The following is a 16,238-nucleotide window of genomic DNA, read 5'->3' as shown; positions in this document are numbered from 1 at the left end:
TAAGAACAGAGCTGCTGTCCCGCTATAGCCTCCATGTGATCGTCACAGTTCATCGTCCGAGATGTTTTGGTACAAGTCATCTGGGGCAACTTGATAACCCAGAGACAAGGCTTTGGCACGAACCGCGGCTTCGCTCAGCTTTGGATGGAGCGTGATGTAATAGTCCGAGAGAGGGCCAGTGAGAGCATCGATGATGGTCGGAGCGCCATTGGGCAGGCGCATAATGTTTTTTGAATGCAGGTCGCCTAGTATCCAGCTTTTTTCACATGCATAAAAAACCCACAGTTCGTTGCCGCGATAAGACCCTTTGGGAGAAATGGCATTCATTGCCTCGACTGCAGCACGTTGATCGGTTCGAAAATCTCCCAGCGGCAGGCATTTGGGTTGCTTCACCACAAGGTATTTGCCGTCGTCTGTAAGTCCTGCAATCTCTGTGGGACAGGCTCCCGCCTCGTGCAAAATGCAAATTTTATCAAGGATGTCGTCTATCGAGGCTGGAACCTGGACGATTTCAACCTCATCGGGAGGCCTGCCCTGCATGACGAGCTTGTACCCAATGGTTCCCTTCAGATTGTCATCCATCTTCAGGTCGAACAGTTTATAGACAACGCCCTCTTGCTCATCCTCCCAGGCAGTCGCTTCGCGCCCGAATCCAACGTTGCCTAATTTTACGGAACACATCGCCTCGACGTCCGTGTCGCTTAACCCCATCCCACTCAGGCTGATCAACGGGACTTCGAGGAGCTTTGATCTTCTGGCAAAGGAGGCAGCCCAAACATCGCGCGGAATCGATTCGCTGGGTGCATATTCTCTAGCACTCTCCTTGATTGCACACGCCCGTTGTCGATTGAGCTCAGCACAAGCCTGCCGTTCTGCAATGGACGCAACTCCTCTGTAGATATAGCTGGATCTGCCTGTGATGAAATCGAGCTGCGGCTGAGTGCTTTGTTGTTCATTCACGAAAAGGTGGTTTGCGGGCCGATGCTATGAGAAGCACCGCTAGCACCGCAAGCATAAAACGCGCCTCCACAGACCCGTGAGACATCGTTTTATTTTTAAATCATGCTTGCGATTCCAGAAGACCCCAAAGGACAGAACCCAGAGGGTTCCCGGTGCCGGGAAACGACAGCAGGGTGCAAGAAATCAACCATCCTGCCTTCAAGCCTGATCCGCCGCGCTCAGGCAACGGCCCATCAGAAAAAATATGCCAGTCATTATGTGTCACTAAGGAGTGCCTGCAAACGGGCTCCGACGAGGAATTGAGGCGTTTCCAGAATGAACTCGCCGCGTCTCCCGAGGCGGGCGACTTGATTCAGGGAACCGGCGGCCTGCGAAAAGCCAGATTCCGCATTGCCCATCGCGGCAAGAGTGGATCAGCGCGTGTGATCTATCTCTGGCTCCCGCAGGCGCGATGCATCGTCCTGTTTCACTTCTACACCAAACAAGCCAAGGCCACGCTCAGCGCCGCTGACAAAAAAGCCCTGCGTGAAGCCGTCCAGATCATCAAAGAATGCTACCACCCATGAAAACCACCCGTCAGGAAGTCGAGTTCGATCCCAAGGCGCTCGTCGAGCGCGTGAAAGCCTTTGCCAAGCATGCCAAGGCCGGCAAGGCCATGCCGCGTGTGCGCATCACCCAGGTGGCCGTGCCGCCGAAGCTCAAGCCGCTGCCTCCGGCGGACATCAAACGCATCCGCACCCGCCTCGGCGTCAGCCAGGCCGCCTTCGCCGCGTTGCTCAACGTCCCCCGCAACACTGCCATCTCCTGGGAAAACGGTGTGCGCAAACCCAGCGGTGCCGCCTTGAAGCTCCTCAGCCTCGTCAGCCAAAAGCCGGAGATTCTGGCTGCCGCGAGCTGAGGGTCATTCGCGATGGGTGTGCCGCCGGATTGATGTAGGCCGGATGTGTTGGGCGGAAAGGATGCCTTGGTCCTCTTCGCAGACAACGCCCAACTATCCGGCTCTTGGCGTGCACAACAGCGCCATGGCCTCCTCCCAAGCCAGCCGGATAGTTCGGCGAACACGCGACTTGTGTTGGCGGTACGTCATGCGCCGAACACATCCGGCCTACGTCCGTTGAGCACATCAATCCGGCGACGCACCCTTCGCGATTCAAAGCCCAACGGGACGTTCGTCAGGCAGCCCAGAAATGCCGAGCACCAGCGAGCGCTCTCTTGGGAACCTGGCCCCCACGCACCCCGCCGGACCATGAACCTCAACGAGGTTCCATCACCTGAATGGTTCCCGAATAACGGCGCTGGTAAAAGATGGATGGTAAAAAATGGGGACCACAGTTTTCTGATCTTTTACCGCCCATCTTTTACCAATTGAATAAAATGTCTGTCCCTCGAAAGCCCAAAACCAGCATGCCCAGAGTCACGCCAGCCTTTCCAATCACGTTCGCCGTCTTCCACGACGACGAACCAGCGGATGCAACGCTCGACTTTGCCGACAACGCCGATGTCATCTCCACCACTCGCTGGCGCGTGCCGACGCTCGATGACGAGACTCTGCAAACCCGCGCTGCTGATTCGCGCGAGTTCGCCCTGCTCGCGGCGAAACGTTGGCGGCATTACCGCGACACCGATTCCGCCGCTCACAGTCTCGCCGACCTCCGGCGCCTGATCGCCGCAGACCCGCAGGGCGAGTTCTGCTTCCATTTGAAGATCACCGCCGACTGGTTTCCCGCCAGCCTCGGCGGCGCGATGCTGCGGCGCACCTGGCATCATCACCTCGCGCTCGATTTCCTCTTTGTGCATCCGCGCATCGCCAGCAGGCTCGTTAACGTGAAATCCGTCGGGGTTGCAGTTGCTCCAGGCCATCTGCATGATCGCGCAAACCATGGGATGCCAGCGAGTCTGGGGCGAGACGACTCAAGACTCGGCACCTTTCTACCGGCGCTATCTCAAGCAGCCTGTGGACGATCAGTTTGCCATTACTCAGGACGAGATCACCATGTTCAGCGCGAAGTTTGAAACGGAACGCAAGTCGCACCTGGGCAAGTTCCAGTTGCCGCCGCCCAACCGATCCACTACGATCATACCATGAGAACACACAAGCCCATTGCACAGATGACCCAGGAGGAAAAAGCCTCCCTAAAGGCCCTCATGCTGGCCGAAGGCATGGACGACAGCGACGTCTTCCCCGGCGTTCTCGGCAACAGGATCAGCGCTTTCGTCAACAAACCTCTGCGTCGAAGAACCCCAGTGCCACGCAAGTCCGCCAGGGTGACCGCCTGAGTGCGACAACAACGGAAACCGCAGCCTTCGTCGGTCACCCTTATGACCAAGAAAGCCATCGCAAACCTGCCCGTTCGCGAAACCTCCCAGTTCATGCGCGAAATGTGGGCTGCCGAGGCCGAGCACCCCGTCTTTGCTGGCAGCCTCCTCAACCTCCGCTTCATGGCCGCAGGTGCCGGTAGCTCCAAGACCCGGCCACCGGCCAAAGCCCGGAAGAAAACCCGCGCCACCGCTCGTTAACCTCCCTCAAGAAGTCGGCTTGACGGGCATTCCATCAAAGGCTTCACTGTCAGCAGGAAGACGGTCCGCCTGATCTTCCGAAGATTATTTGCCCTTCGGCAGTAAGCGCCCTCGATCATTCCAGGGTAGCCGAGCCCGAGGGGCTTTTTCTTTTACGCTCATGGCCACTGCAATCCTCATCGACGGCGACTTTTTCCTGCGGCGCTACCGCGCGCTGCATGGCAAACAACCACCCCAGGAAGTAGCTGAGGGCATGCACCGCATGTGCCTCGAACATCTCAACCAAAGCGGTCAGCGGCGGAACCTCTACCGCATCTTCTTCTACGACTGCCCGCCACTGACCAAAAAAGCCCACCACCCGATCACTGGCAAGGCGGTCGATTTTTCCAAGACTCCCGTCGCCGTCTGGCGTCTCGAATTCCATGCGGCCCTCAAACGCCTGCGCAAAGTGGCCCTGCGGCTCGGCTACCTGAACGAGCACGTCGCCCATTGGACGCCCCGGCCCGAAAAGCTCAAGGAACTGCTGCTCTCCAAAACGACCGTGGCTGATCTCGCCGAGGAAGATGTCCTCTACGCCGCGCCGCAGAAGGGCGTGGACATGCGCATCGGCCTCGACATCGCCTCGATTGCATTCAAACAACAGGCAGACCAAATCATCCTCATCGCAGGCGACAGTGATTTCGTTCCCGCCGCCAAACTGGCGCGCCGTGAAGGCATCGACTTCATTCTCGATCCAATCTGGGCCACCATCCGCAGCGACCTTCACGAGCATATTGATGGTCTGCGTACTGTTTTGCCGCGCCCGAACATACGCCCCAAAGATGCTGCCACGCATCCTCCCGGATGAGTTCCGCTCAGGGAAACGGCGTCAGAGAGGAAAAATCAACAACCCTGCCTGCAAGACCGACCCGCCGCGCTCAGGCAACGGCCCAACGGGACGTTCGTCAGGCAGCCCAGAAGTGCCAAGCGCCAGCGAGCGCTCTCCTGGAAACCTGCCCCCCCACGCACCCCGCCGGAGCATGAACCTCAACGAGGTGCCGTCACTCGCGCCCGATGGCACTTTGTTCTTTTAGCACGGCGGTCAGCGAGAGGTCGCCTGCCCCGGTTTCCCTGCGAGCCAGTCCCTGAGCTTCCGCTCAAATCCATCCATGTCCTGATCAAAGTAAGGACCGTAGTGCAGCAGCAGGAAGGCGGAGCGCTGCCGGCCGTTCGGAGCGCGGTAGCGGAGGTGCATGTAGTGGCCGGTGGGGCGCGCGGCGTAGCGGCGGTCCATCGCCACGATGTCCTGCCGCGCGATGACCTCCACCTTGTCTCCACCGCGATGGATCACCAGGGCGTCAGGCCGCAGGAAGATGCCTTGGCGGCGTTTGTCCGCCTGGATGTCTGCGGCGAGGCGGAGCATGCGCCGCTCATAACGCTGCGCGAACCACCACGGGATGCCGGTGAGCAGGAGCATCATGAGCAGCACGAACGTTTCCCCGCTGTCCAGGTTCCGACCTAAAACGAGGTGATAACCCAGCGCCGCAACGGCATACGCGGCGATGAGGAGGAACAGCCATTTGACCATCGCACGGATCAGCGTGAGCCCCGTCAGATTGAACTGCTCAGGCAGATACTCGACGCGAAAGTGCCGCGTGCCAGGGCGGAGCAGCGACTGCACGGCAGGCACCTCATGGATCTGGTGCCATCCGGTCACGAGCGGTGGCGGCACGAGCTGCACCAGTTCCAGCGTGCGCTCATCGGGAATGAAGACCAGCCAGTCGTCCTCCAGGGCAAACTCCGTCAGGTTCCAATCATGGCTCACAAGGTGGCTGGTGCGGCCGCGCATCGTCACCGACTCGCGCTGCCAGAGCAGGTGCCCCTGCTCGTCGAGGATGATGAGATACTCACGGTAGTCGTGCGCCTGACTGGCGTGAAAATCGATCAGCTCCAGCCCCGCATGCCGCAGGGGCTTGAGCTTCATCACTGGCTGCATGCCGGTTGCGGCCTGCACCTTGGCGGCGCAGGCGCTGAATTCAGGCTGCCCCTCCAGCAGGCCGCCCATCTCGGTAAAGACGGTGCGCGACCGGAATTCACCCGCCTGCCATCGCGCTTCGAGCGCTGTGGCCTCGGCCAGGGGCAGCGGCTCACCCGTTTGTGTCCGCACCTGCGCCTGCACCTTGCCATCCTTCAGCAGCAGCAGCCCCGCATCATCACCCACTGCGGTGATCACCTCCGTGACCGGCCTGATCCAGAGTCGAGTTCCAGTGGCCGTGTCAAACACCTGCATGGCCTCGGCCTGGAAGGTCCAGCCGTCGTCTCTTGTGCCTCGCAGCCGCCCTGAGAAAGCTGTGAACACGCCACCCATCATCGATCCCGCCCGCATCTGCTCCACCTTCGGATAAGCGATCACTGCGTGGGGCCGCAGTCCGTGGAGATCATGCACATGGCACACTTCCTCACCTTCACTGACATCACGCCAGATGACCGCCACCCGCCCGTGCGCCTGATCAAACAAAACCCGTTCAATGGGCCCCTCCTGCTGAATTTGCAAATGCATGGCCCCGATCTCAGCATGCCGCGTCCAGCATCGCAAAGCAAAATCGAAGAAAGCATAGCGCCGTGAGGTGACTTGTGACCACGGAGTGCTACCGGCACTCGATGCGCAGCGGTGCGTCCAGCGACTTGATCATGGTGCGCCTAGCCACAATGCCGTTAAGCAATCCTGCAACGAACGCCGAACTGGCCCCTCACCTAACCTCTCCCCGAAGCGCGCCTGTTTGCGCAACACGTTTCTCGCGGGGAGAGAGACCTGAATATCGTGCGCCAGCGTCAGGCTCCCTCTCCCCGGCGAGAGACTTGTTTTGCGTTTGGCTTTCTTTCCGGGGAGAGGGTCGGGGTGAGGGGCCAGATTTGCACCTGGGAATAGGGGCGCCATTATTGCTTAACGGCATTGAGGCTAGCTGGAAGGTGCTCGAACTTTGAACCTTGAACTTTGAACCTTGAAGCGTAGAACGGTGACGCATGGTTTCACGTTTTCTCCTTCTCGCGGTACTGTTGAGCAGTTGCACCACCGTTCAAACGACGAGCACCAATGCCTTTCGCTACGGGCGCAAACTGGTCACCAGCGACATTCCACAGGCCTCGCGCCGTATGTGGGGACGTGTGTCCAGCCTGTTTGGTCCAGGCGACGGCTCCTTCTGGTATGCCGATCAGATGTATGGCAACCCCAGCATCGTGATCAATCTCGGCGAGCAGCGGGTGTATCTCTTTAAAGGCGGCCAGTTGGCCGGCGGGTCGCCGATTTCCTCCGGTGCCGAAGGCTACAATACCCGCCCCGGCAGCTATCACGTCATGGAGAAGGACATCGGCCACAAATCCTCCATCTACGGCGACTACGAGGACTTCCAGGGTAATGTGATCAGGCAGAACATCGACAACCGGGTGGATTCCCGTCCGCCGGGCACACGCTTCGAGGGTGCGAAGATGTTTTATTTCATGCGCGTCTATGGCGGCGTCGGCATGCATCAGGGCTTCCTGCCCGGCTATGCCGCCTCCCACGGCTGCATTCGTCTGCCCGGACACATGGCGGAGAAATTCTTCCAGCAGGTCGCGGTGGGGACGCCGGTGGAGATCGTGCCGTAAGCTTGTTCTCGTTCCTGCATGCAGCGCGAACGGGGAGTTACCTTGCGATGCACTATGATCGAGGACGAAAACGAGGACGAGGACGAGGACGAGGACGAGCTGGACGAATCCGTTATGCTGCATTTTACAGCGCCTCACCGTGCAGCAATCCAGGTGGCACCGGATGCTCTGCATCCACATCATGCACTTCGATGATCCTGCCATCATCCATGCTGGCGATGCGGTTGGCGTGATGGAAGATGCGGTTGTCATGCGTCACGATCAATACAGCGCGCTCACTGCCACGGGCGACGCTTTCGAACAGCTCCATGACCACATGACCGTTCTTGGCGTCGAGCGCTGCGGTTGGTTCGTCGCAGATGATGAGTTTCGGTTCATGCACCAGCGCACGCGCGATGGCGACGCGCTGCTGCTGCCCGCCGGAGAGCTGGGATGGCCGGCGCTTCACGTAGTCGCCCATCCCCACCTGCGCCAGCACCTCACGTGCGCGTTTTTCTGCCTTCGATGCCGCCAGGCCTTGAATCAGCAATGGCACGCTCACATTTTCCGCGCAGGTCAGTGTCGGGATCAAATTGAAGGCCTGGAAGATGAAGCCGATGTGATGTGCGCGAAACTTGGTGATCGCCGCCGTGCTCATCTTGCGCAGATCGTGGCCAAAGACATGCAACTCGCCTTCATCCGCCGCCAGTGTGCCGGCGACGATGCTGATCAGTGTGGTTTTGCCGCAGCCTGATGGCCCGACGAGCATCGTGATGTCGCCCTGGCGCACATCGAGTTTGATGCCTTTCAGCACCTGCAGCCGCGAACCACCATCCCCGAAGCTTTTCGAGATGCCCTGCATGCGTGCGGCGAGCTGGCTGTGTGCGCCGGTGGTCATGCAGCGCTCCATTACGCGCCGAAGGCAGACGCGGGTACACCTGTGGCACCGGGGCGGCAGACGAAGAGGCGGCCGGCGTGCGGTTCATCAACATCGGGCTTGAGGCCGGTGGTGACGTAGAGATCGCCGAGATCGGGGCCGCCGAAGGCACAGGCGGTGGTTTCGACGCAGGGGAAGTCGATCTGCGCCTCGATCTTCTTCGTGGCGGGATCGAAGCAGACGACTTTGGCACCGTGGCAGAAGGCGATCCAGAGGCGGTCAGCGCTGTCGATGGTCATGCCGTCGGGCGAGGAGGGGTCGGCGCTGGTGTCCCAGAGGACGCGCTCGTTGCTGATGACACCAGCGGCGTTGTCGAAGTCGAAGGCGCGGACTTTTTTGCTCGGCGTGTCGATGTAATACATGGTGCGCGTGTCACGGCTCCAGATGATGCCGTTGGAGTTGGTGACAGGGGCGAATTTCTTTTCGACGCGGAGATCCTTGTGCAGGCAGTAGAGCGCCGCATCGGCACGTTTCTTCAAGCAGATGGTGCCGGCCCAGAGACGGCCCGCAGGATCGCATTTGCCGTCGTTGAAGCGGTTGTCGGGCAGGTTCGGCTCAGGATCAGTGATGGCGGTGCTGAGGCCGGTGGCTTCATCGAGGAAGAAGAAGCCGTCGTCACCAGCCCAGAGGAGTCCGCCGCCCGCACGTGGCACCACGGTGCCGACGCGCTGGCCGACATCCCAGATTTTTTCTTCACCACTGCCCGGAGTGAAGGCGATGATCTTGTGCGCTTCGATATCGACGTAGAGCAGGCGGTCGCTATGCCAGAGCGGGCCTTCGCCCCAAATGGAGATGTGGGAGGAGATCGGTTCAGCGTTCAAGGTTCAGAGTTCTTGGTTCAATGTTTGTGCCGCTTATTGTCGGTAGATGACCACCACACCCGATGACGGGCTGCTGGGGGAGAAGTCGTTGCCGAACCCGACGGTCTGCAGGTTGGCGGCTTCGAGGCCGAGTTCGATGAGGCGCTGCCGCACGGCCAAGGCACGGCGATCCGAGAGCGCGCGGGCGTGATCCTGCGGCAGATTCGGCGGTGCGTACCCGGCGATGAGGAGGCGGCCCTTTTTGTCGGCTGCCAGCTCCTGCGCCACGCTGCGAATGGTGCGTTCATGGGTTTCGGTGAGCCGGAACGAATCGTTGTCAAACACCAGCGCCTGGCAGGCGGGCTTGAGGCCGGTGCTCAGAGGGGAAGTGAAACCATCTCGTGGCCCGAGGGCATAGACGACGGCTTCGGCGGCCGGATTGCGCAGAAAGGACGGCATGGGAATGCTGCCGCAGGAAGTGAGAAGGAGGCAAAGGATGAGGCTGGATGCCAGACGTTGGATGCTGGATCGAGCATCTTGAATCGAGCATCGAGAGTCGAGCAGCGCTGCCTTTGCGCTGGGCGCCTGTGGTGGGAATTTCATCGCATCCAACGGGGTTCGGTGATGCGGCCGAAGCCGCGCAGGAGGGCGCGGCGGTTGCCGCTGCGGAGATCCTGCACAAACAGCCCGCCGTGCTGGACGTAGGTGATGAACTGCCCGTTCGGACTCCACGATGGATGCTGCGCGCCACCGGCTTGCAGGATGCGTGCGCCGCCGTTGGGGTAGGGCTTGATGGCGACGGCCCACTCACCGTCTTTGCGGGTGGTGAAGGCGATTTGCTGGCCGTCGGGCGACCATTCGGGGTCGGTGCAGAAGTGGTAGCCGGTGCGCCAGCGGAACAGCCGCGAGCTTTCGCCTTCTTTCTGCGGTACTTCGACGATGAAGAGCCTGGGGCCGTCGCCATCGTCGTTGGAGAAGACGATTTGTTTGCCATCGGGATGCCAGGAGGGGCTGGACGGTGCGCCGATGGAATCACTCACACACGCGGCGGTGTTGGTGTTGAGGTCGCTGACAAAAATCTCGGGATTGCCGATGAAACTCATCACGGCGGCGAGGTGGGTGCCATCGGGCGAGAAGGCCGAGCCAAAGCTGCTGCCGGGCGTGTCAGTGACGCCGCGCTCCCAGCCGACATTGAGATCGACCAGACGAATGATGGGAAAGCCGCTGCGGTAGCTGGTGAAGGCCACCATGGAGGAGTCGGGCGCGAGCGAGGGTGCCACCGCGCCGTATTTGTCATGCGTGACCTGATGTACTTCGCCGCCTTCGGCATCGCAGACGTAAATCTGCCGCTTGCCGGTTTTGTCACAGACGAAGACGATGCGACTCGTGGCGAGGCCGGGCCTGCCCGTGATCGTGTAGATCACGTCGTCGGTGAGCGCCTTGAGGTTTTCATCGAGTCCCGGTGCGGCGTAGCTGCGCTGAAAGAGTTCCTTGCCTTTGGCATCGCGCAGCTTGCCGGTGACGCGACCGCCGACGGAAGTGCCGTCGATGATGAAATCGACCTTCTCATCGGCACCGGCGACAAAGAATTCGCGCGAGGCGAGCAGTTCCTGGCGCAGTGCGTCCTGCGCGCTGGCCGCCATGCCGCCGGTGAAAGGGCCGATGCGGATGCGCGGCATCGTTTTCTTTTGCCCTTCGGTTTTAACTTGGCCGCCCAGGCCGAGCCAACCGCGCAGGGTGTCCATGACGCCAGCCTCGGTCCGGGTGCCGTGGCAGGCAGCGAGGGCCAGAATGAGAAGCAGCGCGCGGGCGTTCATGCGTGGGGTCAGGGCAGCAGGAGGAAGTTCAGTTCCAGATCGTAGCTGTCTTTGGCGAAATTTGAAGGCAGGGCTGCGGAAATTTTTTTCACCTTGGAAGCGGCTTCAAGAATGGACTGATCCAGGACATGTGAGCCGGAGAACTTGCTCATCTGGGCCTGCAATACGGTGCCGTCCTTGCCGATGGCGATGTTGAGCCGCGCTTCGCGTTGGGCCGGGGGCACGGCATCAATGGGCGGTGCGGTCCAGCCGGCCAGAAACACGGTGTTTACGGCTTCATCGACGGCGTCCAGATTTACTTCTTCCTCCACGACCGCACTCTTGTCGCCGGGCAGTGGTAGCGGCGGCTGGCGCATGGTGTTGAGGCGCGCGATGTCCATCAGCGTCGGGCTGGTGATAGGCGGGGCTGGCGTACCAAAGGTGCCGCTGCCGGGGCGTTTTTCCGGCGCACGACGCAGCGTGATGCTGCGGTTCGCGGCAGGCTTTGACACGGCTGTGGCCGGGGCAAACAGCGGTGTGCCTGACTCGTTGGGCACCGGTACCATCTGATGCTGCTGCGGCGGCGCCGCGACCAGCGTGGCCTTCTGCACGGGAGGTTCGGCGGTCTTTTTCGGCTCGGCGGTCATGGCCTTGGCTGTCTTCGGTGCTGCGGTCACGGGTTTGGGAACGGCAGCGGCGGGTGGAACGGATGCTTTGAAATCACTGGGATACATCCAGGTCAGTCGTGTGTCCTGACCATGGCGTTGCCTGCCGCCATGGTCCTGCCACCACCACCAAGCACCGAAGGCTGCGGCGAAGTGCAGTGAAACGATCACAATCATCGAAGCCGAGATCGGTTCCAGCGTGGTGGGACGGCGGCGTTTCATCGTGGCTCAGGGGTCGTTGGCATGCGTCGTGACGGCGGTCTTCTGAATGCCCGCCGTTTCGAGCAGTTGCATCGTTTCCACGAGCTGCTGCACCGGCAGATCACGGTGGATGCGTACTTCAATCCCGATGCCTGGACGGCGTTCCGCGAGCAGTTTCAAGGAGGCGGGCAGATCGGCCCGCGCGAGCATGGCGGCGTTGAGCGTGACCGACTGGTCGTGGTTCACCACCAACGTCATCGTTTCTGCTGGCGCAGGTGTTCGCGTTGCGACCGGCGGCTGCGCGGCGACCTGCATGGATTTGTCCGCTTTGAGCAAGGGGGCGGCCAGCAGGAACACGAACAGCAGCACCATCACCAAGTCGAGCAACGGCGTGATGCTGATCTCGGTGATGAGGCGGAGCTGATGCCGGTTCGAATGGCGTTTCATGCGCGGGCGTGGGCGACGTGCATTGTGGTGGGCAGGGGAGAGGAACTCGTGCCGGTGAAGGCGGGCATCGACGGGCTGCCGAGTGCGTTCATGCTCGGCAGGACTTCGGTGCTGAAACGATGATCCACAAAAGTACGGTCAAAGCCGGCGCTGAGTTCGCTGGCGAAGTTGTCGAGCCGCACCACCATGCTGCGGATGCGGTTCACGAGGAAATTATAGCCCACCATGGTCGGTATCGCCACGAGCAGGCCCAGCACCGTGGTGACGAGCGCCGTGGTGATGCCCGGTGCCAGCGCGGCGAGGCCGGCCGTGTTGGCGGCATCGGTCATCGTGCTGAAGGCATCAAGGATGCCCCATACCGTGCCCAGCAGACCGAGAAACGGCGCACTGCTCAATGCCGTGGCCACCCAGCTCATGCGTGCCTCCAGCCGTAATGCCGCCTCTGCCACGCTGCGTTCCATCGCCGTCTGCACCGCGCCCATTTGCGACGGCGTGATGCGGCCCGCGCCTTGCAGCCGTGCGGCAAAGGTCGCGCCCGGTTCATCCTCGCCCAGCAGATACCACGCTATCTCACGGCAGGCGGCATGGTAGATGTGGTAGAAGGGGGAGAACTCGTGATGCTCGCGCTGCTGGAACAGCTCCAGCGGATGATTGCTCTCGCGATACTCGCGCAGGAAGGACAGGTTCGCACGGTGGACGCGGGAGAGCAGGAAGTGCTTACTCAGAATCACCGCCCAACTCGTGATGGAGAGCAGCGCCAAGCTGCCGCAGATGACCCAGCAGGTCAGGTTGCTGTGTTCCAGGCCAAACTGCAGGCCGGGCGAGAGAAGGGATTCAATGGGCGGCATGACGGGAAAGAGTGCTGCTAGTTAATGGACGTTAAAGGTCCGGCGTCAACCCGTGAGTGAGACGCTGCGCGCGGTTATGCGTTGGCGGCGGGATGCTCGGCTGGGAAGAGTTAGGAGTGGCGGGTTAAGGGTGCGGCACTCCGCCCTAAAGCCCACCTCACTTCTCCCTCGGCAGATCCCACGCCTTCAGCCAGTTGATCTGCGTGCGTTTCCAGCCTTTCTTGAGCAGCCGCTGCTCCATGTCCGCGAGATGCGCGGCTCCGTAGAAGATGGCGAGATGTTTCTTCCCGCTGGCGATCTGCTGGTCCATGACTTCGAGGGCGACGCGGTTGCGCTCCCCAACGAGGACGGTGCCGTCACCGGATTCGATGCCGGCCATGATGTCTTCCACGCTGTCGAACTCCTGGGCGATCATGCGCTTCAACTCGGTGCTGCTGTCCTTCATGGTGAGAACCTTGAGCAGCATGACCATGCCGGCGGCGTCGGAGCTGACACCGCGCTTCTCGTTGGCGGCTTTTTGTGCCTGTGAGGCCTTGAGGTAAAGCGTCAGAAAGCTCTCCTGCTTCTGGTCCTGCGTTTTTGTGAACTGGGACATGTTCATGTCGGCGTGGACGAAGTTTTTCGCGTTGTAGTCGATGCCTTCGAGCTGGCCGGTGAGTTTCAGCGCGTCCTTCATCATCGCCTGAAGCTGGCCGACCCATTGTAGCTTCTGCGCCTCCTTCATCACCTCCGGTTTGTTGCGTTCCTCGATGGCGGGGCCGACCAGTTCATACAACACGGCCTCGTAGCCTTTGAAACGTATGTTCAGCGCATCAAAGTACGCCTTGTCCGCGATGTGAATGGCCCCGACGAGATCAACCTTCACCTTCTGCGGTGATTCGTAGCTCACCACGGCGGTTTGCAGGCTGTCGCTCGTTTCTTCTTCGACGAAGCGGATGAAATCCGTGGGTTCCTCTGCCGCGGACAGTAACCCGAAGGCCAGGGTGGCTTGCAGGAGCAGGAATTGATTCATGAGGAAGAGCGGCACAAGGGTTCAGCCGTCGGCCTTGAAGATGCGGGTGAAGAACGCCTTCATCTCATCCCACGAGGCCTTGTCAGCGGCTTCGTTGTAGGCGGCACCCTTGCTGTTGTCATTGCCGGCGGCCTTCTGCGTGAAGGCATGCACCGCGCCGGGATAGCTCACGAGTTTGTAGTCCACCTTCGCGTCCTTCATCTCCTGCTCAAAGGCCGCGATGTCTTTGGCTGGCACGAACGGATCATCCGCACCGTGCAGCACCAGCACCTTGCCCTTGATGTTCTTGCCGTCGGCCGGTGTCGGTGAATCGAGTCCACCGTGGAAGCTGACGACGCCCTTGAGCACCGCACCACTGCGGGCCAGTTCGATCACACCCGTGCCGCCAAAGCAATAGCCAATCGCAGCCACCTTCGCCACATCCGTCTGCGCATCTTTGTTCAGCACCTCCAGCGCGGACAGCATGCGCTCACGGTAGAGTTTGCGGTCCGCTTTGTATTTCCCGGCCTCCTGACCTGCCGCCGGTGGCTGCGGGCGGATGCCCTTGCCATACACATCAGCGGCGAAGACGTTGTAGCCGAGTTCGGCCAGCATGCGGGCCCGCATCTTCTCGTTCTCGCTCAAACCGGTCCACTGGTGGATGATCAGCACGCTGGGGAGCTTGCCCGTTTTGGCAGTATCGACGACGTGGAGGCCTTCGCATACCACACCGCCTGATTTGTATTCGACGACGGTTTCCTTGATCTCGGCCTTCACAAGGCTGGCAGAAAGAAACAAGGCGGAGATGAAAAGCAGTGCGCGGTTGGGTTTCATGGCTGCGGGATCATAAGCAGACTGAAACCGGCTGCCAGCCTGTTCTTGGTTCATCGGGAAAGTTCGTGCGGTCGTAATAGCTCAAGCAAACGCGACAGACCGCGCCAACGGCACGAAGGAACCTAGCCCAGAGCAAAGGAGCCTTGGCGAGTGCCGCTCTGGGTCGGCGCGCAATGGACCTCATGCACCGAAGGTCGCGCTCTTAAAGAGCGCAGGAACGGCTGCGGCAGCTCTCCTGCGCTCTTGCAGAGCGCCATGTCCTTGAGCTGGATGGCTTCAAGTTTTCCCAGGGCTTTCGCCCTGGGCTGGAATCCAGCGGCCCTTCAGGCCGATGCTATACCCAACGTCACCATGATTTGTGAATCTTTACTGCGGAGTGCTGGAATGCAGAACTCCATCACTCCATCACTCCAAAGGCCCGGAACTCCCAAATCTTGATGACGCGAGGTATATCACTCCAGCGCACCCACTTCCCGGATGAACTCTGTTCTTTGCCATCCGCGGACGCTCGTGCTACTTCAGCTCCTGGATGCGGATGTTCTTCCACATCACTTCCTTGCCCACCGCCGCAGCATTCTTGCCAATGCCATGCACCTGAAGGGCGATGACGCCCTCCTTCGTCATCTCATCCGTGAAATCCGCCGCCGGCACACCATTGAGGAAGGTCTTGATGCTGCCGCCCCGGCACTCGATGCGCGCCAAGTTCCACTCGCCCTGTTTGAAGGCCTTGCGCGCCGCCTCGTTGTTCTTCAAATCAAACAGCCAGCCGCGACGGCCTTCATCATACACGCCGCCGGTGAAGGCCCGCGAACTCGGGTCGATCTCAAACTGGTAGCCATGCACACGATCCGCCGGGAACTTTTTCTTCTTCCCGGCGATCTCCACCTCCGTCTCCTCCGTGTAGTAATTGCTGCGGAACTGGATGCCCGAGTTCATCGACGGATCGACCTTGAACTCGACCTCCAGGATGAAGTTCGAGTACTTCTTCGCCGTGCAAAGAAACGAGTTCCCCGTGTCCGGCACCGTCTTGCCCACAATCGTCCCATCCTGCACCCGGTATTCGGCCTTGCCGCTGTGCTGCTCCCAGCCGGCGAGTGTTTTGCCATCGAAGAGCGGGACAAAAGCGTCCTCGGCATGAAGGAGCGAGGTAAGGGAGAGAACGGCGGCGGAGAGAAGCAGGCGGTGGATCATAGGCGATCACTAACGTGTCCATTCAGGCACTCTTTTCCTTCATATCGTCCCCAGTCTTTGGGCGCGCTGCTTCCAGCCGCCACAGCCGAACCTCTATCGGTCAGCGGGCCCCAACCCCGCATCCCGTACCCTCTCCCCACCCTGCCAAAGCCTTTTCCCGCCATGTCGGCGGCACTCTTTTGCATGCAAAAGACCTCTCCCCACGTGTCGGCGGCGCTCTTTTGCACGAAAAAGCCCCGTCTAGCCAAGGGGGCATCGAAAAGGTCTGGGCGGACGAGAATCGCGCCAGCGTCCCGGAGTGCGGCGGCAGAGATGCCAGGAGCACCTGGCATCGGCGACGCCGCTCTCGTGAGGCCATAAGACCCCGAAGACCACCAAAGCTCCGCCGGAGCAGAAACACCGCTCATGCGCCGCTGACGGGAGTCTATCCTCATACGAGCATCCCCAC

The 16,238-nt window shown here is 60.7% G+C and carries 19 protein-coding genes; 7 read left to right on the top strand and 12 right to left on the bottom strand.

Annotated features, from left to right (window positions below; translation table 11 throughout):
* Positions 1 to 42 precede the first annotated feature (42 nt).
* The gene (locus ACKVY0_RS02565) at positions 43 to 960 is read right to left on the bottom strand and encodes a hypothetical protein (protein WP_409213221.1); all 918 of its coding nucleotides are present in this window, start codon (positions 958 to 960) and stop codon (positions 43 to 45) included.
* Positions 961 to 1,259: 299 nt separating this feature from the next.
* Here ACKVY0_RS02565 and ACKVY0_RS02560 point away from each other — a divergent pair, with 299 nt between their 5' ends.
* The 6 genes from ACKVY0_RS02560 to ACKVY0_RS02535 all read left to right on the top strand — a co-directional run bounded on the left by ACKVY0_RS02560 (position 1,260) and on the right by ACKVY0_RS02535 (position 4,324).
* Positions 1,260 to 1,526 carry an addiction module toxin RelE gene (locus ACKVY0_RS02560; protein ID WP_409213220.1) on the top strand — a complete coding sequence of 89 codons (267 nt, stop codon included), beginning with the start codon at positions 1,260 to 1,262 and terminating at the stop codon, positions 1,524 to 1,526.
* Positions 1,523 to 1,858 carry a helix-turn-helix domain-containing protein gene (locus ACKVY0_RS02555; protein WP_409213219.1) on the top strand — a complete coding sequence of 112 codons (336 nt, stop codon included), beginning with the start codon at positions 1,523 to 1,525 and terminating at the stop codon, positions 1,856 to 1,858. Before ACKVY0_RS02560 ends, ACKVY0_RS02555 begins: the two co-directional genes overlap by 4 nt.
* Positions 1,859 to 2,334: 476 nt before the next feature.
* Positions 2,335 to 2,973, top strand: a complete 639-nt coding sequence (locus ACKVY0_RS02550; protein WP_409213218.1) for a hypothetical protein — start codon at positions 2,335 to 2,337, stop codon at positions 2,971 to 2,973.
* A gap of 69 nt (positions 2,974 to 3,042) precedes the next feature.
* The gene (locus ACKVY0_RS02545) at positions 3,043 to 3,237 is read left to right on the top strand and encodes a hypothetical protein (protein ID WP_409213217.1); all 195 of its coding nucleotides are present in this window, start codon (positions 3,043 to 3,045) and stop codon (positions 3,235 to 3,237) included.
* A 42-nt stretch (positions 3,238 to 3,279) separates the two neighbouring features.
* Positions 3,280 to 3,477, top strand: a complete 198-nt coding sequence (locus tag ACKVY0_RS02540) for a hypothetical protein (protein WP_409213216.1) — start codon at positions 3,280 to 3,282, stop codon at positions 3,475 to 3,477.
* A gap of 160 nt (positions 3,478 to 3,637) precedes the next feature.
* Positions 3,638 to 4,324 (top strand): NYN domain-containing protein, encoded by a 687-nt coding sequence (locus ACKVY0_RS02535; RefSeq protein ID WP_409213215.1) that lies wholly within the window; start codon positions 3,638 to 3,640, stop codon positions 4,322 to 4,324.
* A 234-nt stretch (positions 4,325 to 4,558) separates the two neighbouring features.
* Here the strand turns inward: ACKVY0_RS02535 and ACKVY0_RS02530 are convergent, their stop codons facing one another.
* Complete coding sequence (locus ACKVY0_RS02530; RefSeq protein ID WP_409213214.1) at positions 4,559 to 6,016, bottom strand: hypothetical protein; 1,458 nt, start codon at positions 6,014 to 6,016, stop codon at positions 4,559 to 4,561.
* 464 nt (positions 6,017 to 6,480) lie between these two features.
* Between ACKVY0_RS02530 and ACKVY0_RS02525 the strand changes: the two genes are divergently transcribed.
* Entirely contained in the window at positions 6,481 to 7,101 is a 621-nt protein-coding gene (locus tag ACKVY0_RS02525; RefSeq protein WP_409213213.1) for a L,D-transpeptidase, read from the top strand.
* A 124-nt stretch (positions 7,102 to 7,225) separates the two neighbouring features.
* Here ACKVY0_RS02525 and ACKVY0_RS02520 read toward each other — a convergent pair whose 3' ends face one another.
* From ACKVY0_RS02520 to ACKVY0_RS02475, 10 genes are all read right to left on the bottom strand, one after another.
* Positions 7,226 to 7,978 carry an ABC transporter ATP-binding protein gene (locus tag ACKVY0_RS02520; protein ID WP_409213212.1) on the bottom strand — a complete coding sequence of 251 codons (753 nt, stop codon included), beginning with the start codon at positions 7,976 to 7,978 and terminating at the stop codon, positions 7,226 to 7,228.
* A gap of 11 nt (positions 7,979 to 7,989) precedes the next feature.
* Positions 7,990 to 8,838 carry an SMP-30/gluconolactonase/LRE family protein gene (locus ACKVY0_RS02515; protein ID WP_409213211.1) on the bottom strand — a complete coding sequence of 283 codons (849 nt, stop codon included), beginning with the start codon at positions 8,836 to 8,838 and terminating at the stop codon, positions 7,990 to 7,992.
* Between the two features lie 33 nt (positions 8,839 to 8,871).
* Entirely contained in the window at positions 8,872 to 9,276 is a 405-nt protein-coding gene (locus tag ACKVY0_RS02510) for an OmpA family protein (protein WP_409213210.1), read from the bottom strand.
* Between the two features lie 140 nt (positions 9,277 to 9,416).
* On the bottom strand, positions 9,417 to 10,634 hold the full coding sequence (locus ACKVY0_RS02505; protein ID WP_409213209.1) for a hypothetical protein: 1,218 nt from the start codon (positions 10,632 to 10,634) through the stop codon (positions 9,417 to 9,419).
* A gap of 8 nt (positions 10,635 to 10,642) precedes the next feature.
* Entirely contained in the window at positions 10,643 to 11,500 is an 858-nt protein-coding gene (locus tag ACKVY0_RS02500; RefSeq protein ID WP_409213208.1) for a TonB C-terminal domain-containing protein, read from the bottom strand.
* Between the two features lie 6 nt (positions 11,501 to 11,506).
* On the bottom strand, positions 11,507 to 11,926 hold the full coding sequence (locus ACKVY0_RS02495; RefSeq protein WP_409213207.1) for an ExbD/TolR family protein: 420 nt from the start codon (positions 11,924 to 11,926) through the stop codon (positions 11,507 to 11,509).
* Positions 11,923 to 12,774, bottom strand: a complete 852-nt coding sequence (locus ACKVY0_RS02490) for a MotA/TolQ/ExbB proton channel family protein (RefSeq protein ID WP_409213206.1) — start codon at positions 12,772 to 12,774, stop codon at positions 11,923 to 11,925. The genes ACKVY0_RS02495 and ACKVY0_RS02490 overlap by 4 nt, the downstream gene beginning before the upstream one ends.
* Positions 12,775 to 12,931: 157 nt before the next feature.
* Entirely contained in the window at positions 12,932 to 13,786 is an 855-nt protein-coding gene (locus ACKVY0_RS02485) for a hypothetical protein (protein WP_409213205.1), read from the bottom strand.
* A 21-nt stretch (positions 13,787 to 13,807) separates the two neighbouring features.
* Positions 13,808 to 14,599 carry a dienelactone hydrolase family protein gene (locus ACKVY0_RS02480; protein ID WP_409213204.1) on the bottom strand — a complete coding sequence of 264 codons (792 nt, stop codon included), beginning with the start codon at positions 14,597 to 14,599 and terminating at the stop codon, positions 13,808 to 13,810.
* Between the two features lie 513 nt (positions 14,600 to 15,112).
* Positions 15,113 to 15,790 carry a DUF1080 domain-containing protein gene (locus ACKVY0_RS02475; protein ID WP_409213203.1) on the bottom strand — a complete coding sequence of 226 codons (678 nt, stop codon included), beginning with the start codon at positions 15,788 to 15,790 and terminating at the stop codon, positions 15,113 to 15,115.
* Between the last annotated feature and the right edge of the window lie 448 nt (positions 15,791 to 16,238).

Origin of the sequence: Prosthecobacter sp. (assembly GCF_046154365.1) — a bacterium.
In the GTDB taxonomy this organism is placed as follows: Bacteria; Verrucomicrobiota; Verrucomicrobiia; order Verrucomicrobiales; family Verrucomicrobiaceae; genus Prosthecobacter.
This window is presented reverse-complemented; position numbering and strand designations above follow the sequence as displayed.